At 67.9% G+C, this 24081-nt stretch carries 27 protein-coding genes; 12 read left to right on the forward strand and 15 right to left on the reverse strand.

Annotation, left to right across the window (positions count from 1 at the left end; translation table 11 throughout):
- Positions 1-3 precede the first annotated feature (3 nt).
- The 3 genes from phoB to SBP02_RS00680 all read right to left on the reverse strand — a co-directional run bounded on the left by phoB (position 4) and on the right by SBP02_RS00680 (position 2367).
- Entirely contained in the window at positions 4-693 is a 690-nt protein-coding gene (gene phoB / locus SBP02_RS00670) for a phosphate regulon transcriptional regulator PhoB (RefSeq protein WP_318644477.1), read from the reverse strand.
- Positions 694-798: 105 nt separating this feature from the next.
- The gene (gene ubiA / locus SBP02_RS00675) at positions 799-1689 is read right to left on the reverse strand and encodes a 4-hydroxybenzoate octaprenyltransferase (RefSeq protein ID WP_318644478.1); all 891 of its coding nucleotides are present in this window, start codon (positions 1687-1689) and stop codon (positions 799-801) included.
- Between the two features lie 123 nt (positions 1690-1812).
- Positions 1813-2367, reverse strand: a complete 555-nt coding sequence (locus SBP02_RS00680) for a chorismate--pyruvate lyase family protein (RefSeq protein WP_318644479.1) — start codon at positions 2365-2367, stop codon at positions 1813-1815.
- A 201-nt stretch (positions 2368-2568) separates the two neighbouring features.
- Between SBP02_RS00680 and SBP02_RS00685 the strand changes: the two genes are divergently transcribed.
- The 7 genes from SBP02_RS00685 to SBP02_RS00715 all read left to right on the forward strand — a co-directional run bounded on the left by SBP02_RS00685 (position 2569) and on the right by SBP02_RS00715 (position 6048).
- A complete protein-coding gene (locus SBP02_RS00685) occupies positions 2569-2736 on the forward strand; it encodes a rubredoxin (protein WP_208707819.1) in 168 nt (55 codons plus the stop codon).
- A 116-nt stretch (positions 2737-2852) separates the two neighbouring features.
- Complete coding sequence (locus SBP02_RS00690; RefSeq protein ID WP_318644480.1) at positions 2853-3020, forward strand: rubredoxin; 168 nt, start codon at positions 2853-2855, stop codon at positions 3018-3020.
- Positions 3021-3088: 68 nt separating this feature from the next.
- Complete coding sequence (locus SBP02_RS00695) at positions 3089-4237, forward strand: NAD(P)/FAD-dependent oxidoreductase (RefSeq protein ID WP_318644481.1); 1149 nt, start codon at positions 3089-3091, stop codon at positions 4235-4237.
- Between the two features lie 186 nt (positions 4238-4423).
- Positions 4424-4696 carry an HU family DNA-binding protein gene (locus SBP02_RS00700; protein ID WP_090447331.1) on the forward strand — a complete coding sequence of 91 codons (273 nt, stop codon included), beginning with the start codon at positions 4424-4426 and terminating at the stop codon, positions 4694-4696.
- 147 nt (positions 4697-4843) lie between these two features.
- Positions 4844-5236 carry a helicase gene (locus tag SBP02_RS00705; protein WP_318644482.1) on the forward strand — a complete coding sequence of 131 codons (393 nt, stop codon included), beginning with the start codon at positions 4844-4846 and terminating at the stop codon, positions 5234-5236.
- Positions 5237-5314: 78 nt separating this feature from the next.
- Entirely contained in the window at positions 5315-5461 is a 147-nt protein-coding gene (locus tag SBP02_RS00710) for a hypothetical protein (RefSeq protein ID WP_318644483.1), read from the forward strand.
- Between the two features lie 20 nt (positions 5462-5481).
- Positions 5482-6048 (forward strand): hypothetical protein, encoded by a 567-nt coding sequence (locus SBP02_RS00715; protein WP_318644484.1) that lies wholly within the window; start codon positions 5482-5484, stop codon positions 6046-6048.
- A 57-nt stretch (positions 6049-6105) separates the two neighbouring features.
- Here the strand turns inward: SBP02_RS00715 and SBP02_RS00720 are convergent, their stop codons facing one another.
- The 3 genes from SBP02_RS00720 to SBP02_RS00730 form a co-directional block, all read right to left on the reverse strand.
- Positions 6106-7512 carry an aminoacyl-tRNA deacylase and HDOD domain-containing protein gene (locus SBP02_RS00720; protein WP_318644485.1) on the reverse strand — a complete coding sequence of 469 codons (1407 nt, stop codon included), beginning with the start codon at positions 7510-7512 and terminating at the stop codon, positions 6106-6108.
- A gap of 93 nt (positions 7513-7605) precedes the next feature.
- Positions 7606-9681 carry an ATP-dependent DNA helicase RecG gene (recG, locus tag SBP02_RS00725; RefSeq protein ID WP_318644486.1) on the reverse strand — a complete coding sequence of 692 codons (2076 nt, stop codon included), beginning with the start codon at positions 9679-9681 and terminating at the stop codon, positions 7606-7608.
- Between the two features lie 9 nt (positions 9682-9690).
- The gene (locus tag SBP02_RS00730) at positions 9691-10617 is read right to left on the reverse strand and encodes a hydrogen peroxide-inducible genes activator (protein WP_318644487.1); all 927 of its coding nucleotides are present in this window, start codon (positions 10615-10617) and stop codon (positions 9691-9693) included.
- A gap of 95 nt (positions 10618-10712) precedes the next feature.
- Between SBP02_RS00730 and SBP02_RS00735 the strand changes: the two genes are divergently transcribed.
- A complete protein-coding gene (locus SBP02_RS00735; RefSeq protein ID WP_318644488.1) occupies positions 10713-11582 on the forward strand; it encodes an NAD-dependent epimerase/dehydratase family protein in 870 nt (289 codons plus the stop codon).
- 33 nt (positions 11583-11615) lie between these two features.
- Here SBP02_RS00735 and SBP02_RS00740 read toward each other — a convergent pair whose 3' ends face one another.
- From SBP02_RS00740 to SBP02_RS00765, 6 genes are all read right to left on the reverse strand, one after another.
- Positions 11616-12350: a hypothetical protein gene (locus SBP02_RS00740; protein WP_318644489.1), complete on the reverse strand. Its 735-nt coding sequence runs from the start codon at positions 12348-12350 to the stop codon at positions 11616-11618.
- A gap of 52 nt (positions 12351-12402) precedes the next feature.
- Positions 12403-12783: a RidA family protein gene (locus tag SBP02_RS00745; RefSeq protein WP_318644490.1), complete on the reverse strand. Its 381-nt coding sequence runs from the start codon at positions 12781-12783 to the stop codon at positions 12403-12405.
- A 149-nt stretch (positions 12784-12932) separates the two neighbouring features.
- Positions 12933-15041 carry a bifunctional GTP diphosphokinase/guanosine-3',5'-bis pyrophosphate 3'-pyrophosphohydrolase gene (spoT, locus tag SBP02_RS00750; protein WP_318644491.1) on the reverse strand — a complete coding sequence of 703 codons (2109 nt, stop codon included), beginning with the start codon at positions 15039-15041 and terminating at the stop codon, positions 12933-12935.
- Positions 15042-15100: 59 nt separating this feature from the next.
- A complete protein-coding gene (gene rpoZ / locus SBP02_RS00755; RefSeq protein ID WP_318644492.1) occupies positions 15101-15364 on the reverse strand; it encodes a DNA-directed RNA polymerase subunit omega in 264 nt (87 codons plus the stop codon).
- Between the two features lie 116 nt (positions 15365-15480).
- A complete protein-coding gene (gmk, locus tag SBP02_RS00760) occupies positions 15481-16101 on the reverse strand; it encodes a guanylate kinase (protein WP_318644493.1) in 621 nt (206 codons plus the stop codon).
- Between the two features lie 52 nt (positions 16102-16153).
- Positions 16154-17017 (reverse strand): YicC/YloC family endoribonuclease, encoded by an 864-nt coding sequence (locus SBP02_RS00765; RefSeq protein ID WP_318644494.1) that lies wholly within the window; start codon positions 17015-17017, stop codon positions 16154-16156.
- A gap of 144 nt (positions 17018-17161) precedes the next feature.
- Between SBP02_RS00765 and rph the strand changes: the two genes are divergently transcribed.
- Both rph and SBP02_RS00775 read left to right on the forward strand, forming a co-directional pair.
- Positions 17162-17884, forward strand: coding sequence for a ribonuclease PH (gene rph / locus SBP02_RS00770; RefSeq protein WP_318644495.1), 723 nt, complete (start codon positions 17162-17164; stop codon positions 17882-17884).
- A gap of 30 nt (positions 17885-17914) precedes the next feature.
- The gene (locus SBP02_RS00775; protein WP_318644496.1) at positions 17915-18283 is read left to right on the forward strand and encodes a DUF4870 domain-containing protein; all 369 of its coding nucleotides are present in this window, start codon (positions 17915-17917) and stop codon (positions 18281-18283) included.
- A gap of 57 nt (positions 18284-18340) precedes the next feature.
- On the opposite strand, the gene SBP02_RS00780 is transcribed toward SBP02_RS00775, so the two are convergent.
- Entirely contained in the window at positions 18341-19120 is a 780-nt protein-coding gene (locus tag SBP02_RS00780) for an exodeoxyribonuclease III (RefSeq protein ID WP_318644497.1), read from the reverse strand.
- A gap of 93 nt (positions 19121-19213) precedes the next feature.
- Here SBP02_RS00780 and pyrE point away from each other — a divergent pair, with 93 nt between their 5' ends.
- Together pyrE and SBP02_RS00790 are read left to right on the forward strand one after the other, a co-directional pair.
- Complete coding sequence (pyrE, locus tag SBP02_RS00785; protein ID WP_318644498.1) at positions 19214-19855, forward strand: orotate phosphoribosyltransferase; 642 nt, start codon at positions 19214-19216, stop codon at positions 19853-19855.
- Between the two features lie 25 nt (positions 19856-19880).
- Entirely contained in the window at positions 19881-20474 is a 594-nt protein-coding gene (locus SBP02_RS00790; protein WP_318644499.1) for a DUF4124 domain-containing protein, read from the forward strand.
- Between the two features lie 69 nt (positions 20475-20543).
- Here SBP02_RS00790 and argB read toward each other — a convergent pair whose 3' ends face one another.
- Entirely contained in the window at positions 20544-21449 is a 906-nt protein-coding gene (gene argB / locus SBP02_RS00795; protein WP_318644500.1) for an acetylglutamate kinase, read from the reverse strand.
- A 28-nt stretch (positions 21450-21477) separates the two neighbouring features.
- Positions 21478-24069, reverse strand: a complete 2592-nt coding sequence (locus SBP02_RS00800) for a phosphomannomutase/phosphoglucomutase (protein WP_318644501.1) — start codon at positions 24067-24069, stop codon at positions 21478-21480.
- Positions 24070-24081: the final 12 nt, after the last annotated feature.

Below are 24081 nucleotides of genomic sequence, written 5' to 3' on the forward strand. Positions count from 1 at the left end.
CTGTTAGCTCTTGGTGGAGAAACGATAGCCGGTGCCGCGCACGGTCTGCACCAGGTTCTCGTAGGCCGCGCCGAGGGCCTTGCGCAGGCGGCGGATGTGCACGTCGACGGTGCGTTCCTCGACATAGACGTTGCCGCCCCAGACCTGGTCGAGCAGCTGGCCGCGGGTATAGGCCCTTTCTTGATGGGTCATGAAGAACTGCAGCAGGCGGTATTCGGTGGGTCCCATCTCGGCCGGCTTGCCGTCGATGGTCACGCGGTGGCTGAGCGGGTCGAGCAGCAGGCCGCCGACCTCGATCGGCCCCTCGCTGTCGCTGGGACCGGCGCGGCGCAGCACGGCCTTGAGGCGGGCGACCAGCTCGCGCGGCGAGAAGGGCTTGGTGATGTAGTCGTCGGCGCCGACCTCCAGGCCCTGGATCTTGTTGTCCTCTTCGCCCTTGGCGGTGAGCATGATGATCGGGATGTCACCGGTCAGCTCGTCGCGCTTGAGGCGCCGGGCCAGTTCGATGCCGCTGGTGCCGGGGAGCATCCAATCGAGGAGGATCAGGTCGGGCTTGCGGTCGACGATCATGGCGTGGGCCTGCTGGGTGTTCTCCGCTTCCAGGCACTCGTAGCCGGCCATTTCCAGGGCCACCGCAATCATCTCGCGGATCGGTGCTTCGTCATCGACGATCAGGATGTTCTTGCCAACCATGGGTCCTGCCTCGGTTCGTTCAACTGTCTAGCGCCGCATTAGATAACGGAATTATTGCAGCGATATGACAGCCTGACGGCATCAGCCTACACCCCCCGGGGCGGTTCAGCGCAGGGCATAGTCCAGCACCAGGCCGAGGAAGATCGCCAGGCCGGCCCAATGGTTGTGCAGGAAGGCGTTGAAGCAGGCCATCGGCTTGCGGTTGCGCGTGGCGCGGTATTCCCAGGCGAAGCAGGCGGCGGCGGCCAGCAGGCCGAGGTGGAAGTACAGGCCCAGCTCGAAGCGCGCGGCGGCCAGCAGCAGGCACAGCAGGGCCAGGCCCTGCAGGCTGGCGATGATCAGGCGGTCGGCCTCGCCGAACAGGATGGCGGTGGACTTGACCCCGATCTTCAGGTCGTCGTCGCGGTCGGCCATGGCGTAGTAGGTGTCGTAGGCCACCGTCCACAGCAGGTTGGCGATGTACAGCAGCCAGGCCTCCGGCGGCAGGCTGCCGGTCTCGGCGGTGAAGGCCATCGGCATGCCCCAGGAGAACGCCGCGCCCAGCACCACCTGGGGGTAGAAGGTGTAGCGCTTCATGAAGGGGTAGCAGGCGGCCAGGGCCAGGCCGCCGAAGGACAGCCAGACCGTCGCGGCGTTGGTCAGCAGCACCAGGACGAAGGCCGCCGCCACCAGCACGGCGAACAGCAGCAGCGCCTCGCGCGGCTGAATCCGCCCGCTGGCCAGGGGGCGCGCCCGGGTGCGGGCGACGTGGCCGTCGAAGTCGCGGTCGGCGTAGTCGTTGATCACGCAGCCGGCGGCGCGCATGAGGATCACGCCGAACACGAAGATCAGCAGGTTCTTCAGGCTGGGCACGCCGTCGGCCGCCACCCACAGAGCCCACAGCGTCGGCCACAGCAGCAGGTAGATGCCGATCGGCTTGTCCAGGCGCATCAGCTGGACGAAGTCCCAGGCGCGGGGGTGCAGACGATTGAGCGACTTCAGCAGGTGGGTGTACATCGGGCGCGTCTCCGTGCGGGTTGCGCGGATTATACGGATGATGGCGGCGTAGGGTGGATCACGCTCTAGCGATCCACCCGGGTGGGCGATGGGGCGGTGGAAAACGCTGCGCGGTTTTCCGCCCTAGGCCTCTATCCCCGCCGCCGGCCAGAACGCCGGCAGGAACACCTCGGCCACCAGCACGCCGAGGGCGCCGCGGCTGAAACGCGAGCGGCGCGCCCACAGGCGCTCGGCGCGCACCTCGGTCGGCAGCCAGGGCGCCGGGTAGTGGCAGGCTTGCAGTTCGCCGCGGGCGAAGGCGCGGTCGCTGAACAGCAGTTCCCCCAGGGAGCGGCTGCCGAGCTGGTCGAGGGCCAGGCCGGAGCCTTCCAGGGCGCAGCGGGCCGCCACGCTGCGGGCGAACACCCAGGGCTGGCCGTGGCCGCGCAGGTACACCTCGCGCACCCAGCCCAGGCTGCCGCCGGGCACGCCGAGGGCGCTGCACTCGTCGCAGCGCAGGCGTTGCCAGCCTTCGCTCAGCGGGGTGACGTCGAAGCGCTCGGACGACAGTGCGATCAGCCGCTGGGTCAGCGAGTCCCGATTGACGAACAACCAGTCGTATACGCCGGCCGCGGGGCTCGGGTAGAGCTGGCTGGCGCTCAGCCAGCGCGGCGGATGGGCGAGGGAGGCATGGGACACGGCGACGCTTCATCCAGAACGGGAAGCGCGCGAGTGTAACAAAGGGTCGGGTTCACGCCAGCGGCAAAGCGTCGCCCCGTGCCCGAGTGCGGGGTGCAGGTAGTGCGGGCGGCCATGGCATTCGTCCCCGGCGGCTTGGCGCATCCGCGCATTTGCGGTAGCGTGCCCCGCGCAACACAGTGTGACTCGCCAGAGGTAGTTATGAAGAAATGGCAATGCGTGGTCTGCGGGCTGATCTACGACGAGAGCCAGGGCTGGCCCGATGAAGGCATCGCCGCCGGGACGCCCTGGCAGGACGTGCCGGAAGACTGGCTGTGCCCGGACTGCGGCGTCGGCAAGATGGATTTCGAGATGATCGAGATCGCCTGAGTCGACCCGTTGCCTGCGGCGGCCGAGGCCGCCGTTTTCGTTGCGTCCCGCGCCCCTTGGCGGCCGCCAGGCAATTGCAGTAGGGTCTGCAGAGGTTCCCGCAAGGCGAGATCTGCATGAGCAAGTGGCAATGCATCGTGTGCGGCTTCATCTACGACGAAGCCCTGGGCCTGCCGGATGAGGACATCCCCCCCGGCACCCGCTGGGAAGACATTCCCGCCGATTGGGTCTGCCCGGATTGTGGCGCGGACAAAACCGATTTCGAGATGATCGAGATTTCTTGAGCGGCCCGGACCACGCCCCGGGCCGTCCGGCGGCGCGCGGCTGCGCCGCAACAGATTAAGGATGGATGATGAGCGCACCCCTGGTGATCGTCGGCACCGGCCTGGCCGGTTACAACCTGGCCCGCGAGTTCCGCAAGCTGGACAGCACCACGCCGCTGTTGCTGATCAGCGCCGACGATGGTCGTTCCTACTCCAAACCGATGCTCTCCACCGGTTTCGGCAAGCACAAGGACGCCGACGGCCTGAGCATGGCCGAGCCCGGCGCCATGGCCGAACAGCTGGGCGCGGAGATCCGCACCCATACCCGCATCACCGCCATCGACCCGGCGCACAAGCGCCTGTGGATCGGCGAGGAAGCCGTGCCCTACCGCGACCTGGTGCTGGCCTGGGGCGCAGAGGTGATCCGTGTGCCGGTGGCCGGCGACGCCGAGGATGCGATCTTCCCGATCAACGACCTGGAGGACTATGCGCGCTTTCGCGTCGCGGCGGCGGGGAAGCGGCGGGTGTTGCTGCTCGGCGCCGGGCTGATCGGTTGCGAATTCGCCAACGACCTCAGCCTCGGCGGCTACCAGGTCGAACTGGTCGCGCCCTGCGAGCAGGTGATGCCCGGCTTGCTGCACCCGGCCGCGGCGGCGGCGGTGCAGGCCGGGCTGGAGAGCCTCGGCGCGCGCTTCCACCTCGGGCCGACGCTGGCCAGCCTCGAGCACCAGGGCGACGGCCTGCAGGCGCGGCTGTCCGACGGCAGCCAGATCGCCTGCGACCTGGTGATCTCCGCCGTCGGTCTGCGTCCGCGCACCGAGCTGGCCGCATCCGCCGGCCTGGTGGTCAGGCGCGGGGTGGTAGTCGATCGCCAGCTGCGCACTTCTCATGCCCATGTCTACGCCCTGGGCGATTGCGCCGAGGTCGAGGGCCTCAACCTGCTCTACGTGATGCCGTTGATGAGCTGCGCCCGCGCCCTGGCCAAGACCCTGGCCGGCACGCCGACCCGGGTGAGCTACGGTCCCATGCCGGTCACCGTGAAGACCCCGGTGTGCCCACTGGTGGTATCGCCGCCACCACCGGGCCTGCAGGGCGAGTGGACGGTGGCTGGGGGCGGCGGTGACATCAAGGCCCTGTGCCACGACGCCGCCGGCAACCTGCTCGGCTATGCCCTGACCGGCGCGGCGGTGCAGGAGAAGCTGGCATTGAACAAGCAGCTGCCGCCGCTGCTGGCATGAATGCCGGCCTTTCTGGCGTAAATACCCTGCTACGCTCCGCGCAAACCGCCGAGTGAGACTGGCGCGGGGCTTAATCACATGCCATTCTCCCAGGGTCTGCCGCAGCGCAGAGCCGTTGCGGCGCCTTGGGCGCTGACCTGGAAGGACAGCACGGACACAACAACAATAACCGTCTAAGAGGCATCTATGCGTAAACCGGAACTCGCCGCCGCCATCGCCGAAAAGGCCGATCTCACCAAGGATCAGGCCAGTCGTGTACTCAACGCCGTGCTCGAAGAAATCACCGGCGCACTGAACCGCAAGGACAGTGTGACCCTGGTCGGTTTCGGCACCTTCGTGCAACGCCACCGGGGTGCTCGAACCGGCAAGAACCCGCAGACCGGTCAGCCGGTCAAGATCAAGGCCAGCAACACCGTCGCCTTCAAACCGGGCAAGTCCCTGAAAGACGCGGTCAACTGAGCCGTGCCAGCCCGGGGCCGTAGGGCTCCGGGCTTCCCTCGCCACCTCCCGAGCCGGTGGCCATTGCCAGGCTTTGGTTTGGCTGTAGTCCCTCGCACAACCCGCTACAATGCGCCGCCATTTCCGTTACCCGTCGAGATCGTGCGCATGAAATTCCGCTTGCTTCTGTGGTTGCTGGGCCGCCTGATGGCCAAGGCCAGCCGCAATAACCCCGCTTTCCAGCAACAGCTGGCCGGTCGCGATATGCAGTTCCAGCTGCATACCCTGGACGGCAAGATCGCCCGCCATTTCATCGTCAAGGACCAGCGCATCAGCAGCAAGCGCGGTCCGGCCCGCGAGCCGGCCTTCGCCCTGGGCTTCAAGGACGGCGCCTACGGTTTCGCCACCATGAACGCGAAGAACAAGCAGCTGGCCTTCATGCAGGGCATCCAGAGCAAGGACATCCAGATCCATGGCAACCCGGCGTTGGTGCTGTGGTTCCAGGGGCTGACCAAGCATCTGGCGCCGAAGAAGCGCGACAGCGAGAAGAAGGCCGCCTGACCCCTGCAGGGGCGGCGGCGCTGGCCGCCGCCCGAGGCATTCGCTAGGCTGGCTGGAGTCCCTGATGGAGGCCTGCCCATGCCTGTGCTCATCGCTGTCCTGCTGCTGGCCGTCGGTATGGCGCAGGCCGCGCCGGCCAAGGCCGAGGCCTTCGCGCCGCTGTTCGAACTGGCGGGAATTCGCCTGCTCTGCGAGCAGAGCGAACCCTTCTGCGCCGTGGCCTGAGCGCCCAGCAGCAGGCGCAGTTGGGCCAGGTCTTCGCCGCCGAGGGGCTGTGTCGGGACTTGGCCGAGCAACTGGCCGGCCGTTTCGAGCCACGGCAACTCAGGCAGGCCCGGCGGTTGCTCGAGAGCCCCCTGGCCCGGCGCTTCACTGCGGCCGAGCGGTCGGTCGGCGAGGACGGCGGCACGGCCCTGGCGGACTACCGTCGACAACTCGCCGCCCGTGCGCCGCTGCCGAGCCGGCTGGCCCTGGTCCGGCGCCTGGATGCCGCCGCACGCACCACCGCCCTGTCCGCCCTGCTGCGCTACGAGGTGGGCAAGACCCAGGCGTTGCTGGCGCTCAGGGCGCGCGGCGAGACCCTCGGTGAGCAGGCCCTGAGCCGTCAGACCAGCGTCCAGGCCGAGGCCCTGCGCCAGTCCAGCGCGGCGGCGGTGGAGCCCTTCATGCTCTATGCCTACCGGCAGATTCCCAGCGAGCAGCTCGCCGAGTATGCCGCGCTGTACGAGCAGCCCGTCCTCAGTCGATTGCTGGAAGAAAGCGTGCAGGCCCTGCCGCGGCTGTTCGCCGCGCGCCGCGCCGCGCTTCGATAGCTGGCGGACGACGCAGGGGTCCCACGGGCCCCTCTGTCCTGGTCCGGCAGGCCGCGCTCAGTGCGGCGAATGGAACTGGGCGGCCAGTTCGCGCAGTGCCACCTCGGCGGCCAGCACCTTATCGACCGCCTCTTCGGCCTTCTCCCGGCTCAGGCCCAGGGCGTCGTACAGCTCCGGGTCGATTGCGCGTCGCGGTCCGTTGCCGATGCCGCGGTTGCGCAGCAGGCCGACGGCCAGGCACACCAGGTTCGGGTAGGCGGCATGGGGGCCGGCATACTCGGCGTCGTGCTGGAAGCGCAGGGCGCTGGCCAGTTCTTCCGGCATGTCCCAGAAACGCATCAGCCAGGCGCCGATCTGCTCGCGGCTGATGCCCAGCAGGTGCTGCTCGATGTAGCTGGGCGACAGGTGCGGGTTCACTTCCAGGTGCCGACAGATCAGCGAGAAGTGCGGTGGGAAGACGTGGGCCAGCACCAGGTAGCCGAAGTTGTGCAGCAGCCCGGCGAGGTAGGTCAACCCGGCCTCCGGGCGCTGCGCCCGCGGCATGGCGCGGGTCAGGCCCTCGATCACCGCGGCCGTGTAGATCGCCTGCTGCCAGTAGGGTGTGGTTCGTTGCGGCTGGTCCTTGGGCAGGCTCAGGGTCTTGCCCAGGGCCAGGCCCAGGGCCAGGTTGATCACCAGATCGAAGCCCAGCACGCGGACGATGGCGTCCTCCACCGAGCGGATCTTGCCGGGGGCGGCGTAGTAGGGCGAGGCGGCCCAGCTGACCACCTGGGCGGCCAGCGCCGGGTCGGTCTCGACCACCCCGGTGATGTCGTCCACCGTGGCGTCCGGGTCGACCCGCAGCTTGATGATGCGCTGCGCGGTCTGGGGCAGCGGCGGAATCTCGATGGTTTCTTCCAGGCGCTGCTGGATGCGCCGGGCGGTGAAGGCCTGCACCGCCTGGCTGATCTCGGCGCGGTCGTCGTCCGGGCGGTCGAGGTTCGGCCGGATATTGCTCAGCGGCTCGCCGAAGCGCGCGGCGCTGGCCTTGCCCAGCAGTCCGCGGAAGGCTGCGCTGGCGATCTCCAGCAGCACCCCGGGCTGGCCCGAGGCGACATACAGGCTGGGCTCCTGCAGCAGGCGCTCGTCGTACAGGCAGGGCGAGCTGGTCAGCGGCGGCAGGCCGGGCAGTTCGCCGAGGGCATGCTTGCCGAGCATGCGCTCCAGACGCTCCGGCTTGACCGCGGCGAGCTGGCGCCCGGTCAGTTCGGCCAGGCGGCCCAGGTCGAGCAGTTGGCTCTGCGGGTACAGCACCAGCAGGGCGCCGACGGCATCCTCCAGCAGCACCGCCTGCAGGCGCTGGGCGGCGGGCAGGTCGGCGCGCTCGTGGCAGGCGCGATAACTCAGGCCGAGCTTGTCGAGCAGCTGCTGGATCACGGCCGGCGGACGCGGGGTGGAGTCGGGGGCGAGGGCTGCTTCAGTCATGAGGGAGTCCGGCGTAGGGAGGGCGAATGCCTCGAAGTATAAACAGCGGGTCGATGGCTGCACGGCAATATGACGGATGCCCTGCCCGCACGCTCACACCTGCCCATAGTGTTGGCCATGGCGCAGCCAGCGCTGCAACAGCGGGCTGACATGCTGCGGCCAGTGCGCCAGCAGGGCCTGGGCGGCGTCGCGCACGGCCGGCAGCAGGTCGGCGTCGCGCATCAGGTCGGCGACCTTGAACTGCAGCAGGCCGGTCTGGCGGGTGCCGAGCATCTCGCCGGGACCGCGCAGCTCCAGGTCCTTCTCGGCGATGACGAAGCCGTCGCAGGTCTCGCGCATGATCCCCAGGCGTTCGCGGCCCAGCTGCGACAGCGGCGGGTGGTAGAGCAGCACGCAGTGGCTGGCCGCGCTGCCACGGCCGACCCGGCCGCGCAGCTGGTGCAACTGGGCCAGGCCCAGGCGTTCGGGGTTCTCGATGATCATCAGGCTGGCGTTGGGCACGTCGACGCCGACCTCGATCACCGTGGTGGCGACCAGCAGCTGCAGCCGGCCCTGCTTGAACTCCTCCATCACCGCGGCCTTCTCTGCGGCCTTCATGCGCCCGTGGATCAGCCCGACGTGCAGGCCGCCGAGGGCCGCGGCGAGGTCCTCGTAGGTGGTCTCGGCGGCCTGGCAGGTGAGCTCCTCCGACTCCTCGATCAGGGTGCACACCCAGTAGGCCTGGCGCCCCTCGTTGCAGGCCGAGCGCACCCGTTCGATGACCTCCAGGCGGCGGCTGTCGGCGATCACCAGGGTGTTGACCGGGGTGCGCCCCGGCGGCAGTTCGTCGAGGATCGAGGTGTCCAGGTCGGCGTAGGCGCTCATGGCCAGGGTGCGCGGGATGGGGGTGGCGGTCATGATCAGCTGGTGCGGGCACAGCCGCCCGCCGACGCCCTTCTGCCGCAGCGCCAGGCGCTGCTGCACACCGAAGCGGTGCTGCTCGTCGATGATCACCAGCGCCAGGCTGCGAAACTGCACCTCGTCCTGGAACAGCGCATGGGTGCCGACCACCATGGGGGTGCCCGTGGCGATCTGCGCAAGCGCGCTGGCGCGAGCCTTGCCCTTGAGCTTGCCGGCCAGCCAGGCCACTTCGATGCCCAGTGGCTGCAGCCACTTGCTGAAGTTGAGGAAGTGCTGCTCGGCGAGGATCTCGGTGGGTGCCATCAGCGCCACCTGATAGCCGGCCTCCAGGGCCTGCAGGGCGGCGAGGGCGGCGACCACGGTCTTACCGGCGCCGACATCGCCCTGCACCAGGCGCAGCATGGGCTCGCCCTGGCTCAGATCGTAGGCGATCTCGGCGCCTACCCGCCGCTGCGCGCCGGTGGGCGGGAAGCCGAGGTTCTGCAGATACAGCGGCGGCAGACGCCTGGCCGGCGGCAGCGGCGGCGCTTGCTGGGCGCGCACTTGCTCGCGCAGGCGCTGCAGGGACAGCTGGTGCGTCAGCAGTTCCTCGAAGGCCAGGCGGTGCTGGGCCCAGTGGCGGCCCTCGGCCAGCTCCTCCAGGTCGGCGTCCGGCGGTGGTCGGTGCAGGTAGCGCAGCGCCTGGTCCAGGGGGGCGAGGCGGTAGTCGCGGGCCAACTCCTGGGGCAGCCAGTCGGGCAGGCTGTGGGGGCCGAGGCGCGCCAGGGCCTGCTCGCTTAAGGCTCGCAGGCGCTGCTGGGTCAGGCCTTCGGTGGTCGGGTAGATGGGCGTCAGGCATTGCTCCACCGCGGCCTGCTCGCCGCCGCTCAGCGCGCGGTATTCCGGGTGGTAGATCTCCAGGCCGGAGGAGCCGGGGCGCACCTCGCCGTAGCAGCGCAGTTGGGTGCCGCGCTTGAGGCCCTCCTTCTGCGCCTGGCTGAAATGGTAGAAGCGCAGGGACAGGGTGCCGCTGCCGTCCTGCAGCCGTACCAGCAGGCTGCGGCGGCGGCCCATGACCACGTCGGCGCCGGCCACCACGCCCTCGACCACCGCGTCCTGGCCCGGGCGCAGGGCGCCGATCGGCACGATGCGGGTGCGATCCTGGTAACGCAGCGGCAGGTGGAACAGCACGTCCTGCAGGGTCTCCAGGCCGACCTTGGCGAGCTTCTCGGCCAGGGCGGCACCGACGCCCTTGAGGGCGGTGACGGAAACCGCTGACAGTTCGCTCATGGGGCGGTCCTAGGCGGTCTTGGCTTGCGGCTGGGCCACCGAGCACAGGCGGATCGAGTCGGCCAGCACCTCGATGGCGTTCGGCCGCGGGAAGCTGGCGCGCCAGGCGATGGCCACGGTGCGGAACGGCGCCGGGGCGCTCAGCGGGCGCACCTCGATCACCCCGGGGGCGTAGTGATGGCTGTCCACCGCGGAGAACGGCAGGATCGACACGCCGAGGCCGGAGGCGACCATGTGGCGGATGGTCTCCAGCGAACTGGACTCCACCGTGGTGTGCTTGGCGTGTTCCTCGCCGCCCTTGCGCAGGGTCGGGCAGGCTTCCAGCACCTGATCGCGGAAGCAGTGGCCCTCGCCGAGCAGCAGCAGGCTCTTGTCGTTGAGCAGCTTGCTGTCGATGCTCTTCATCTCGGCCCAGGGGTGGCCGGCCGGCATCAGCGCGTAGAAGGGCTCGTCGTACAGCGCCTTGGTCAGCACGTCGGCTTCCTGGAACGGCAGGGCGATGATGATGGCGTCCAGCTCGCCGGTGCGCAGCTTGTCGCGCAGCACGTGGGTGAAGTTCTCCTCGATATACAGCGGCATCTGCGGGGCGACCCGGTGCAGCTGGGGGATCAGGTGGGGGAACAGGTAGGGGCCGACCGTGTAGATGGCGCCGATCTTCAACGGCGCGGCCAGCTGGTTCTTGCCGGCCTGGGCCAGCTCGCGAATGCTCTGGGCCTGCTCCAGCACCTTCTGCGCCTGGGTGACGATGCCCTCGCCGACCGGGGTCAGGCGCACCGCACTCTTGCTGCGCTCGAAGATCAGCACGCCGAGCTCGTCCTCGAGCTTCTTCACCCCCACCGACAGGGTCGGCTGGCTGACATGGCAGCGTTCGGCGGCGCGGCCGAAATGCTGTTCCTGGGCGAGGGTGACGATATAGCGCAGTTCGGTGAGTGTCATAGTGAATATCCATTGAATTGCGCCTAAGCATAGCCTTTGCATTGCGGCGAACCAACCGCGCTACACTGCCCTATCGGGAAATTGTGGAGGGGCGCATGGGGCATTCGGCGAGGGTGTTGATAGCGGGCTGTGGCGATGTCGGCAGCCGTCTGGGCCTGCGTCTGGCCGAAGCCGGTTGGCAGGTGTATGGCCTGCGCCGCTCGGCGCAGCAGTTACCCGCCCCGATCATCCCGGTGGCCGGTGACCTGCAGGCCGAGGGCTGTCCGCCGGCCTGGCCCGACGGCGAGCTGGACTACCTGGTGTATTGCGCGGCGGCCGAGCAGCGCGACGAGGCCGGTTACCGGGCCCTCTATGTCGAGGGGCTGCGCCGGGTGCTGGGCTGGCTGGCGCAACATGGGCAGCGGCCCAGACGGCTGTTGTTCGTCTCCAGTAGCGGGGTCTATGGTCAGCAGGACGGCGAATGGGTCGATGAAGAGTCGCCGGCCGAGGCCGCAGGGTTTTCCGGGCGGGTGCTGCGCGAGGCCGAACAACTGGCCCTGCACAGCGGCCTGTCGACCAGCCTGGTGCGCCTGGCCGGGCTCTACGGGCCGGGGCGGCGCTGGCTGCTGGAGCAGGTGCGCCAGGGCTACCGGGTGGCCAGCGAGCCGCCGCTGTACGCCAACCGCATCCACGTCGAGGATGCCGCGGGTCTGCTGGCATGCCTGCTGCTGGCCGATGCCCGCGGGGTGGCATTGGACGACTGCTATCTGGGGGTCGACGACGCGCCGGCGCCGCTGCATGAGGTGGTGGCCTGGCTGCGCGAGCAGCTGGGGGTCAGTCACTGGTCGGCGCAGGAGACGCTGCGCCGTGCCGGTAGCAAGCGCTGCAGCAACGCCCGCGCCCGTGCCCTGGGCTGGGTGCCGCGGTATCCGAGCTATCGCGAAGGCTACGGGGCGATCCTGGCGGGGGCGCCGTTCGGGGCCTAGGGCGGCAAGCGGCGCGGTCGTTGCCGCCGGATTCTAGTCGCGCTGCAGCAGCCAGCGTCGCGGCCCCTTGTGGTAGTCGGGCATCTCGTTGGCCTGGGCGCGGTTGAGTGCGGCGAAGATGCCCAGGCGCTCGCCGTCGCGCTCGAACAGCCAGGCCTGGCCCTGCTCGCCGAGCTGCAGCCACAGGCTGTCGGACTCGCCGCTCATGGCCGCGCAGTCGCCGGCCAGGCACAGCGCATAGCGCTCCGCGCCGGGCAGGCCCTCGACCCGGCCGTCGCTGTGGAACAGCACCAGGCCGCCTGCGCCGAGGCCCTCGGCGATGCGCCAGGTACCGCCCAGGTAGGCCTGGTAGAGGGCCCGCTCGAAGTGGCCGCCGGGCGGCACATGGGCAGCACCGGCGGCCGGCGCGCGGACGAAGCGCTGTTCCGGCCAGGTGCCGCTGGCCGCCTGCACCAGCTCGTCGCCGTCGAACGCGAGGAATTCCTGGTAATCGCCGTAGAAGTCGACCCGCAGGCGTGCCTCGGTTTCGGCCAGCAACTGGCCTTCGTCCTGTTCGTAACCGTTGCTGTAGCTGGCACGCCGGCGCTGCGAATCGAGCCGCCATTCCAGGTTGGGGCCGTAGGCCAGCAGGGCGTCGCGTAGCGGGCCGCCGCGGCTCGCGGCATCGATCGCCGCCTGGTTGATCCAGGTGCCGTCGGGGTCTTGGGGTTGACTGGCGCAGCCGGCGAGTAGGCACAAGCCGAGCAGGGCGAAGGAGGCGGGACGCATGGGAGGGTCCTTGCACGGGGAGGGGGCGGGGCGTCATGCCCCGCCGCTGGACTTACTCGAGTACCAGGATAGCGTCCATTTCCACCTGGGCGCCGCGCGGCAGGGCGGCCACGCCGATGGCGGCGCGGGCCGGGTAGGGCTGCTGGAAGTAGCGGCCCATGACCTCGTTGACGGTGGCGAAGTGGGCCAGGTCGGTGAGGAAGATGTTCAGCTTGACGATGTCCTTGAACGAGCCGCCGGCGGCCTCGGCCACGGCCTTGAGGTTCTCGAACACCTGCACAGTCTGGGCCTCGAAGCCCTCGACCAGTTCCATGGTCTTGGGGTCCAGGGGGATCTGCCCGGAGACGTAGACGGTGTTGCCGGCCTTGATCGCCTGGGAGTAGGTACCGATGGCAGCCGGGGCCTTGTCGCTGTTGATGACGCTCTTGCTCATGGGAACTCCTTGAAAGACTGTTCTGGGAGGGGCTTGCGCGGCGCATTGCCTGCGCCACGCAGATTCGGCCGCCTAGGGTCGGCCAAAGGCGGGGGCGCTGTCAAAGCACAGCTGTGGGGAAAGTGACTGGCCGGTCGGCGGAGTGGGGGTCAGGCGCGCACGCGGGTGATGCGGATCACCCCGGCGAGGGCGCGCAGTTTCTTGATCACCCGCGCCAGGTGCACCCGGTCATGCACGCTGACCACCAGCTGGACCACGCTGATGCGGCCGTCGCGTTCGTCCATGCTGATCTTCTCGATATTGCCGTCGGCGGCGTTGACGCTGCCGGCCAGCAGGGCGATCAGGCCGCGCTGGTGCTCCAGCTCGACGCGCAGCTCGACGTTGAACTCGCCGGCGACGTCCTTGGCCCAGGACAGCTGGATGCATTTCTCCGGGTTGTGGCGGATTTCGCCGATATTGCGGCAGCTCTCCAGGTGCACCACCATGCCCTTGCCGGCCGACAGGTAGCCGACGATGGGGTCGCCGGGAATCGGCGTGCAGCACTTGGCATAGCTGAGCACCAGGCCCTCGGTGCCGCGGATCGCCAGCGGACCCTCGGCGCTCGGCGGCTCCTCGCCGCCCTCGGTGAGCAGGCGGCGGGCCACCACGTAGGCCATGCGGTTGCCCAGGCCGATGTCCTCGAGCAGGTCCTCGATCAGCTCCAGGCGGTATTCGCCGAGCACCGCCTGCACGCGTTCGGCCGGCAGCTTGTCGAGGTGGCTGTCGAAGCCGGCCAGCACCTTGTTCAGCAGGCGCTCGCCGAGGCTGATCGACTCGGAGCGGCGTTGCAGCTTGAGGGCATGGCGGATGTGGGTGCGCGCCTTGCCGGTGACCACGAAGTTGAGCCAGGCCGGGTTCGGTCGGGCGCCGGGGGCGCTGACGATCTCCACGGTCGAGCCGCTCTGCAGCGGCTCGGACAGCGGCGCCAGGCGGCGGTTGATGCGGCAGGCGATGCAGGTGTTGCCGACGTCGGTGTGCACCGCATAGGCGAAGTCCACCGCGGTGGAGCCCTTGGGCAGCTCCATGATGCGGCCCTTGGGCGTGAACACGTAGACCTCATCCGGGAACAGGTCGATCTTCACGCTCTCGATGAATTCCAGCGAATTGCCCGCGCGCTGCTGCATCTCCAGCACGCCCTTGACCCACTGGCGGGCGCGGGCATGGGTGCCCTTGGGCTGGTCGTCGTCGCTGGACTTGTACAGCCAGTGGGCGGCGATGCCGTTGTTGGCCATTTCCTCCATCTCGCGGGTGCGGATCTGGATCTCGATGGGCACCCCGTGCATGCCGAACAATGTGGTGTGCAGCGACTGGTAGCCGTTGGCCTTGGGAATCGCGATGTAGTCCTTGAAGCGCCCGGGCAGCGGCTTGTACAGGTTGTGCACGGCGCCGAGCACGCGGTAGCAGGTGTCGACCTTGTCGACCACGATGCGGAAGGCGTAGACGTCCATGATCTCGTTGAACGCCCGGCGCTTGCCGCGCATCTTCTGGTAGATGCCGTAGAGGTGCTTCTCGCGGCCGACCACCTCGCCTTCCAGGCCCTCGCGGGCCAGGCAGTGGACCAGCGACTCCTCGATCTTGTTGACGATCTCCTTGCGGTTGCCGCGGGCGCGGCGCACCGCGGCGCGGATGCGCTCGGAACGCATCGGGTGCATGGCCTTGAAGCCCAGGTCCTCGAACTCCACGCGCAGGCTGTGCATGCCCAGGCGGTTGGCGATGGGGGCGTAGATTTCCAGGGTTTCCTTGGCGATGCGCCGGCGTTTCTCGCCGGACAGCACCTCCAGGGTGCGCATGTTGTGCAGGCGGTCGGCCAGCTTGACCAGGATCACGCGGATGTCGCGGGCCATGGCCATGGCCATCTTCTGGAAGTTCTCGGCCTGGGCCTCGGCCTTGGTCTCGAAGTTCATCTGGGTCAGCTTGCTGACCCCGTCGACCAGGTCGGCCACGGTCTCGCCGAACTGCGCGTTGAGCGCTTCCTTGGCGATGCCGGTGTCTTCGATCACGTCGTGGAGCATGGCCGCCATCAGGCTCTGATGGTCCATGTGCATGTCGGCGAGGATGCCGGCCACGGCCAGGGGGTGGGTGACGTAGGCCTCGCCGCTACGCCGGCGTTGGCCGTCGTGGGCCTGTTCGGCGTAGAAGTAGGCGCGACGGACCAGGTTGACCTGGTCGTCGTCGAGATAGGTCGAGAGTCGATCGGCGAGGGCGTCTATGCTCGGCATGGGTGTTCCCCCTGCCGACCCGCATCACGCCGCGCCGTGCCGCTTCGACCAGGCATGGCTTACAGAGGCTCGTTGGCCTCTTCCTCGAAGGCGGCGAACAACGGCTCTTCTTCGACGATCTCGTCCTGGGCGATGACCTCGTCATCCACCAGGCCGGCGGCGATTTCGCGCAGGGCGACCACGGTCGGCTTGTCGTTCTCCCAGGCCACTTTCGGCTCTTTGCCGCCGGTGGCGAGCTGGCGCGAACGCTTGGTGGCGAGCATGACCAGCTCGAAGCGGTTATCAACGTTGTCCAGGCAGTCTTCGACGGTTACGCGGGCCATGGTGTTCCTCGTAGCAAATGCAGATATAGAGCTGGGCCCGGATGGGCGAGCGGACTGAATAGTCTAAAAAATCACCAGCATTAAGGGAAGTACTGTTTTAGGCGGGGCGCGCCGGTTCAGGCCAGCAGTTCGCCGAGCAGGCCGCTGTGGCGTTGTTGCTGAACCTCCTGGACCAGCTGGTTGGCGCGGAAGATGGCCTTGAGATCGCTGAGGGCGTGGGCGAAGTCGTCATTGATCACCAGGTAGTCGTACTCGACGTAGTGGCTCATCTCGCTGACCGCCTCGCGCATGCGCTGCTCGATGATCTCGCCGCTGTCCTGGCCGCGGTTGGTCAGGCGGTGGCGCAGGGCCTCCTGGGTCGGCGGCAGGATGAAGATGGACTTGGCCTGCGGCATCAGCCGGCGTACCTGCTGGGCGCCCTGCCAGTCGATTTCCAGGATCAGGTCGTAGCCTTCGGCGAGGGTCTGTTCGACCCAGCGCTGGGAGGTGCCGTAGAGGTTGCCGAAGACCTCGGCGTGCTCGAGAAAGGCGCTCTGGTCGAGCATGGCATGGAACTGCTGGTGGTCGACGAAGTGGTAGTTCACCCCGTCCGTTTCCCCGGGGCGCATGGCACGGGTGGTGTGGGAGACCGAGACGCGAATCAGTGGTTCGCTGTCGATCAGCGCCTTGACCAGGCTGGTCTTGCCGGCGCCGGAGGGCGCGGAAACGATGTAGAGGGTGCCGGTGGTGAGGCTCATGAAGGAATCCTGGAAAGCGTTGATCCTAGAGTAGCAGCGCGCATTGGCGCGGTTACTCGATGTTCTGTACCTGCTCGCGCATCTGCTCGATCAGTACCTTGAGGTTGACCGCCGCCTGGGTGCTGCGTGGGTCGAAGGCCTTGGAGCCCAGGGTGTTGGCCTCGCGGTTGAGCTCCTGCATGAGGAAGTCCAGGCGTCGGCCAGCCTGGCCGCCGGCCTTGAGCACGCGGCGCACCTCGCCGACATGGGTGCCGAGGCGATCGAGCTCTTCGGCCACGTCGCTCTTCTGCGCCAGGATCACCAGCTCCTGCTCCAGGCGCTGGGGATCGAGCTCGACCTGCATCTCGGCGCTGCGCTCGAGAATCTTCTGCCGCTGCGCCTCGAGCATCTGCGGTACCAGCTCGCGCAGGGCGGCGACCTCCGCGAGGATGGCGTCCAGGCGCTCGTTCAGCAGCCTGGCCAGCTCCGCGCCTTCGCGGGCGCGCCCGCTCTTCAGCTCGTCCAGACCCCGCTTGAACAGGGCTAGGGCCGCCTGGTTGAGGGCCTGGGGATCGGCGGCATCGGCCACCAGCACGCCGGGCCAGTTCAGCACCTCCAGCGGGTTGAGCGGGGCTGGCTGCTTGATCAGGCTGGCGACGCTCTCCGCGGCGGCGACCAGCTGGGAGGCGCGCTCGCGATCGACCTGCAGCGGCTTGCCGGCGCTGTCCTCGGCGAAGCGCAGGGTGCATTCCACCTTGCCCCGCGACAGGCCCTGGCGCAGTGCTTCGCGCACCGCGCCCTCGAGGTCGCGGAAGGCTTCCGGCAGGCGCAGGTGCGGTTCCAGGTAGCGATGGTTGACCGAGCGCAGCTCCCAGCTCAGGGTGCCATTTGGCCCGGCCTGTTCGGCGCGGGCGAAGGCCGTCATGCTGTGGATCATGGGGGGGCGGACCTCGCGGAAAGTCGGGACGAAAGGCGCGGGATTGTAGCGCAGAGCGCCGCCCGCTCCCAATTGGTCATGTCGCCGGCGGGCCATGGCCCTTATAATGCTGGGCAGATTTCACTCCAGAGCAGGTATCCCTCGATGAAACGTCCCAGTGGCCGCGCGGCCGATCAGTTGCGCTCGATCCGCATCACCCGCAACTACACCAAGCATGCCGAGGGTTCGGTGCTGGTGGAGTTCGGTGATACCAAGGTGATCTGCACGGTCAGCGTCGAGTCGGGCGTGCCGCGTTTCCTCAAGGGCCAGGGTCAGGGCTGGCTGACCGCGGAGTACGGCATGCTGCCGCGCGCCACCGGCGAGCGTAACCAGCGCGAAGCCAGTCGCGGCAAGCAGGGCGGGCGCACCCTGGAGATCCAGCGGCTGATCGGGCGTTCGCTGCGCGCCGCGCTGGATATGTCCAAGCTGGGCGAGTTCACCCTGTATGTGGACTGCGACGTGATCCAGGCCGACGGCGGTACCCGCACCGCCTCGATCACCGGCGCCATGGTGGCGCTGGTCGATGCGCTGAAGGTGGTAAAGAAGCGCGGTGGCCTGAAGGGCGGCGACCCGCTCAAGCAGATGATCGCCGCGGTGTCGGTGGGCATGTACCAGGGCGAGCCGGTGCTGGACCTGGACTACCTGGAAGACTCGGCGGCCGAGACCGATCTCAACGTGGTGATGACCAGCGCCGGCGGCTTCATCGAGGTGCAGGGCACCGCCGAGGGGGCGCCGTTCCAGCCCGAGGAACTGAATGCCATGCTGGCCCTGGCGCAAAAGGGCATGGGCGAGCTGTTCGAGCTGCAGCGGGCGGCGCTGGCCGACTGAGGCCACTGCGGCTAGCGAGGGAGACAGGCGATGGAGCAGCAAGAACTCGTGCCGACGCCCGGCCCGGAAGCGCGGCAATGGGCGATGTTTTGCCACTATGCGGCTTTCTTCTGGTTCCTGGTGCCGATGATCGGCAATGTCATCGGGCCTCTGGTCGTCTGGCAGTTGAAGAAGGACAGTGCGCCCTTCGTCGATGACCAGGGCAAGGAGGCGCTGAACTTCCAGATCACCTTCAGTCTGGCGATGATGATCTGCGGCGTGCTGGCCTGGATCATCATCGGCTTTCCCCTGATGCTGCTGGTCAGCCTGACCGCCCTGGTGCTGACGATCATCGCCGGCATCAAGGCCAATGCCGGCGAGGCTTATCGTTATCCGATCTGCTGGCGTCTGGTGAAGTAGGCCTATGCGACAAACGAAAAAGCCGGCTGATCGCCGGCTTTTTCGTTATTGCTGAGCTTACAGGCTGAGAATCCAGTCGTAGTCGACGATCAGCGGCGCATGCTGCGAGAAGCGCGGCTGACGCGGCAGGCGCGCGGTGCGCACGCTACGGCGCATGCCCGGGGTGAGCAGCTGGTAGTCGAAGCGATAGCCCAGGTTGAGCAGCTCCGCCTGTTCGCTGTCCGGCCACCAACTGAACTGGTCGCCCTCGCGGCTGACCTCGCGCAGGGCATCGACATAGCCCATGCTGCCGATCACCTCGTCCAGCCAGGCGCGCTCGGGTGCCAGGAAGCCCGGCGACTGCTGGCAGTCGCGCCAGTTCTTCACGTCCAGCTTCTGATGCGCCACGTACAGCGAGCCGCAATAGATGTACTCGCGGCGCTTGCGCCGTTGCTTGTCCAGATAATGGGTGAAGTCGTCCATGAACTTGAACTTCTGGTTCAAGCTCTCGTCGCCGCCCTGCCCGGATGGCAGCAGCAGGGTGGCGATACTCACCTTGTCGAAATCGGCCTGCAGGTAGCGCCCGTAGCGATCGGCCATTTCGAAGCCGAGTCCACTGATTACCGCCTTGGGTTGCAACCGCGAATAGAGGGCCACGCCACCTTGGCTCGGCACTTCAGCATCGCAGGCATAGAGGAAATAGCCATCCAGTTGGAAGGCTTGGTCGTCCAGCTCAAAGGCGGAGGCGCGGGTGTCCTGCAGGCAGATGACGTCGGCATTCTGTGCTTGCAGCCAGCTGAGCAAACCGCGCTCGACTGCAGCATGAATACCATTCACGTTCACACTGATGATCCGCATAAATGGCCCCCAAAAACACGTGCGTGTATGATACCCGAGCTCGTGTTCAATTAGCCAAATTCCTAGCCAAATCCGTGCCGTCCGGGATTTTCCATGCAAGCGTACCAGCGCGACTTCATTCGTTTTGCCATCGAGCGCGGGGTGCTGCGCTTCGGTGAGTTCACCCTCAAGTCCGGGCGCACCAGCCCCTATTTCTTCAACGCCGGGCTGTTCGACAGCGGTCTGGCCCTGGCCCGGCTCGGGCGGTTCTATGCGGCGGCCGTGGTCGACAGCGGCATTCCCTTCGACGTGCTGTTCGGCCCGGCCTACAAGGGCATTCCACTGGCGGCGACCACCGCGGTGGCCCTGGCCGAGCACCATCAGCGCGATCTGCCCTGGTGCTTCAACCGCAAGGAGGCCAAGGACCATGGCGAAGGCGGCACCCTGGTCGGTGCGCCGCTGGCCGGCAAGGTGCTGATCATCGATGACGTGATCACCGCCGGCACGGCCATTCGCGAGGTGATGCAGATCATCCAGGGGCAGGGCGCCCAGGCCGCCGGTGTGCTGATCGCCCTCAACCGCCAGGAGCGCGGCCAGGGCCAGCTGTCGGCGATCCAGGAGGTCGAGCGCGACTTCGGCATGCCGGTAGTGAGCATCGTGTCACTGGAGCAGGTGCTGGAATACCTGGCAGACGATGCGCAACTGCGCCAGTATCTACCGGCGGTCGAAGCCTACCGCGCCGAATATGGAATCTAACGTCCCCGAATAACATGGTGCTCCGATGCGCAGACCGGCCCTGACCCCTTGTTCGCTGCTGTTCGGCATGCTGCTGCCGGTTGCGGTGGGCGCGGCCGAGTTGTACCGCTATGTCGACGATCAGGGCGTCACGGTGCTCAGTCGCCAGGGGGTACCGCCGGAGTTCATCGCCAAGGGCTATCAGGTGCTCAACGAGCAGGGGCGGGTGATCCAGGTCATCCCCCCGGCACCGAGTGCCGAGGAGCGTCGGCAGATATTGGCCGACAAGGCCCGTGCCGGCAGCGATGCGCAGCTGCTGCGGCTCTATACAACGCCAGAGGATGTCGACCGGGCGCTCGAGCGCAAGCTGGCCGAGCTGGATGCCCTGATCGGCGTGGCCCGCGGCAACCTGCAGTCGGCCCGTACCCAGCAGGCTAACCTGCAGAGCCAGGCGGCCGAGCACGAGCGTGCCGGACGAGAAGTTCCCGAGCACCTGCTGGCGCAGATCGACAATCAAATTGCCGAGCAGCAGCGTCTGCAGAAGGATATCGGCCGCTACCAGGAGGCGCGCAAGCAGGCCCAGGCCGGTTTCGCCGCCGATCGGGCGCGGCTCGGCGAATTGCTGGGTACACGCCCCTAGCCCTGATTTCTGGCCTGGCCGCAGTCCCTCGGCAGACCGGCCGATGCAGCGGCCGGTGCTCTTGCGGTCTTACTGGCGCTTGCGGTTGCAGATCAGGGTGCCGACGCCGCTGTCGGTGAAGATCTCCAGCAGCACCGCGTTGGGTACCCGGCCGTCGATGATGTGAGCGCTGGTCACCCCGCCCTGCACCGCCTCCAGGGCACAGCGGATCTTCGGCAGCATGCCGCCGTAGATGGTGCCGTCGGCGATCAGGCCGTCGACCTGCTCGGTGCTCAGGCCGGTGAGCACTTCGCCTTGCTTGTCCATCAGCCCGGCGATGTTGGTCAGCAGCATCAGCTTCTCGGCCTTCAGGGCCTCGGCGACCTTGCCGGCCACCAGGTCGGCGTTGATGTTGTAGGACTCGCCGTCCGGGCCCACGCCGATCGGCGCGATCACCGGGATGAAGTCGCCATGGACCAGCATGTTCAGCAGGTCGGTGTTGATTCCGCTGACCTCGCCGACATGGCCGATGTCGATGATCTCCGGCTGGGTCATCTCCGGGGTCTGGCGGGTCACCTTGAGCTTCTTGGCGCGGATCAGCCCGGCGTCCTTGCCGGTCAGGCCGATGGCACTGCCGCCATGCTGGTTGATCAGGTTGACGATGCTCTTGTTGACCTGGCCGCCGAGGACCATCTCCACCACGTCCATGGTGGCGGTGTCGGTGACGCGCATGCCGTCGATGAAGTGGCTCTCGATCGACAGGCGCTTGAGCAGGTCGCCGATCTGCGGGCCGCCGCCGTGCACCACCACCGGGTTGATGCCCACCGCCTTCATCAGCACGATGTCGCGGGCGAAGCCTTCCTTGAGCTCTTCGCTCTCCATGGCGTTGCCGCCGTATTTGATCACCAGGGTCTTGCCGACGAAGCGGCGGATATAGGGCAGGGCTTCGGATAGCACCTTGGCCACCTGGGCGGCGGCATCACGCTCGAGGGTCATGCGGGACTCCAAATGCTGAATCGCTCTTTCAGAACGGTAGATGAATATCGCTGGCGACGCGCTGCAGCTGGCTGCGGAACACGTCCTTGATGCGTTCGAGTTCCTGCTCGCTGTCGGCCTCGAAACGCAGCACCAGCACCGGCGTGGTGTTGGAGGCGCGCACCAGGCCCCACCCCTTGGGATAGTCGACGCGCACACCGTCCAGGCTGGTGATGTTGCCTTCGCCCCATTGGCCGTCGCGCTGCAAGCTGTCGATCAGGCCGAACTTGCTCTGTTCGGTGACCGGGATGTTGATCTCCGGGGTGGAGATGTCGCTGGGGAAGGCGGCGAACACCTGCTCGGCGTCGCGCTTGTCCTGGCTGAGGATCTCCAGCAGGCGGGCGGCGGCGTAGATGCCGTCGTCGAAGCCGAACCAGCGCTCCTTGAAGAAGATGTGCCCACTCATCTCGCCGGCCAGCAGGGCGCCGGTTTCCTTCATCTTCTTCTTGATCAGCGAGTGGCCGGTCTTCCACATCACCGGGCGGCCGCCGTAGCCGCTGATCAGCGGGGTCAGGCGGCGGGTGCACTTGACGTCGAAGATGATGTCGGCACCGGGGTTGCGCGACACCACGTCCTTGGCGAACAGCATCAGCAGGCGATCCGGGTAGACGATGCTGCCCTTGTTGGTGACCACGCCGACGCGGTCGCCGTCGCCGTCGAAGGCCAGGCCCAGGTCGGCCTGCTCGGCCTCGACCTTGGCGATCAGGTCGGCCAGGTTCTCCGGCTTGCCCGGGTCCGGGTGGTGGTTGGGGAAGGTGCCGTCCACCTCGCAGTACAGCGGGATCACGTTGCAGCCCAGGGCCTCGATCAGTTGTGGGGCGATCACCCCGGCGGCGCCGTTGCCGCAGTCGACCACCACGCGCAGGGGCTTGGCCAGGGCGATGTCGTCACGAATCTGCTTGAAGTAGCGCTGCAGCACCTCGACCTGCTCGACGCTGCCGACGCCGCTGACCAGGTCGTTGGCGTCGATGCGTGCCTTGAGGGCCTGGATCTGCTCGCCGGCCAGGGTGTCGCCGGCGATGACGATCTTGAACCCGTTGTAATCCGGCGGGTTGTGGCTGCCGGTGAGCATCACCGCGGACTTGCCGGCGAGGATGTTGGCCGCGTAATAGACCACCGGGGTCGGCACCATGCCGACGTCGCTCACCGTGCAGCCGCAGTCGAGCAGGCCCTGGATCAGCTGCTGCATCAGTTCCGGGCCGGACAGGCGCCCGTCACGGCCCACGGCGACGTTCGCCTCGCCCTGCGCCAGGCTCTGCGAGCCGACCGCGCGGCCGATCCAGTAGGCGGTTTCGGCGGTCAGACTGCTGCCCACCACGCCACGGATGTCGTAGGCGCGGAAGATGTCGGCGGGGAGGGTCGGGGCGGTTTGCGGGGTACTCATTGCGGGTGTCTGCTCCAGTCCCAGGAGATCCTGGTCGTCGTCGAGGATGTCGATATCGAGGATATCGGTGTCTTGGAACAGCGGATCGACCAGACCCGCTGGTTCCTGCGGCGCCACTGTGGCGGCCGGGGGGATGGCGCCCTGCGGGCGCTCTTGCTCCGCAGCCTGCGAGGCGCCCTCGTGGGCGCGGCGAGGCATGCGGGCCAGGGTCTGGGCCAGGCTGTCGAGAGCCGGCAGGCTCAGGCTGAAGGCTTTGACGGCTTTGCCGGCCGAGAGTTCTCTGACCAGTTGGCCGAGCTGCTGCACATCGTTGTGCAGGCGCCGTTGCAGGCTGCCATGCACCAGTAGCAAGCCGAGCACGGCACCGGCCAGCGCCAACAAGGCGGCGAGGCCGAGCAGGGGGATCGAGACGCTCGAGTCGGCGAGGGCCGGGCCGGGGGTGAAGCTGAGCGTCCAGTTGGGGTTGCCGCTGTCGAAGCGCTGTTCCTCGCCTTCGGCCTGGCCGCGCTGGGTCAGCAGCTGCTGGGGACCGCCGGGGAACTGCTGGAACAGCTGCAGCCGACCGATGCCCGCCGGCAGGGGCGGCAGGCTGGCCAGCAGGTGCTGGAGGTCGAAGGCCAGCAGCAGGGTGCCCTGCAGCGGCTGATCATCGCTCAGGCGCACCGGCGCGGCGCTGTACACCAGCCAGCGTTCGCCGATCTTGTAGGCCTCGGCTGCGGGGATCTGGCCGTTCTCCACGCGGCGCAGCAGGTCCAGGGCGGCGAAGTTCATCGGGGCCTCACGGTCCATGTCTTGCCTGGCCTGGCCGCGGGGGTTGAGGTGGGCATCGACCACCCCGGCCCAGTGGCTGAGGCTGCGCTCGGCGGTGCGAATAAGCTCGCGGTCCTGGCTCTGCAGGACCTCCAGCAGCTGGGGATTGCGCGCGGCGCTCCGGCTGTCGCTGGCCAGCTGTTTCAGCGCCAGTTGCAGGGTCGCGGCCTGGCCGCCGCCCCAGGCCTGGGTCAGCTGCTGGTGCTGCTGGTGCTGGGCGCTGGCCAGTACGCCGAACCACAGCAGGCCGGCGGCCAGGAACAGGCCCGTGACGCTGGCCAGCAGGCCTGGTAGCAGCGCCGCCAGGGGCCGCTCGCCGGCGCCATTGCCGCCGCGGGGTGTGGCGCTGGGCTGGGCATCCTTGGCGGTGCGCTTGAAGAGTTTCATCGAAGGGCTCCT

It is taken from the genome of Pseudomonas benzenivorans (assembly GCF_033547155.1).
Taxonomy (GTDB): Bacteria; Pseudomonadota; Gammaproteobacteria; order Pseudomonadales; family Pseudomonadaceae; genus Aquipseudomonas; species Aquipseudomonas benzenivorans_B.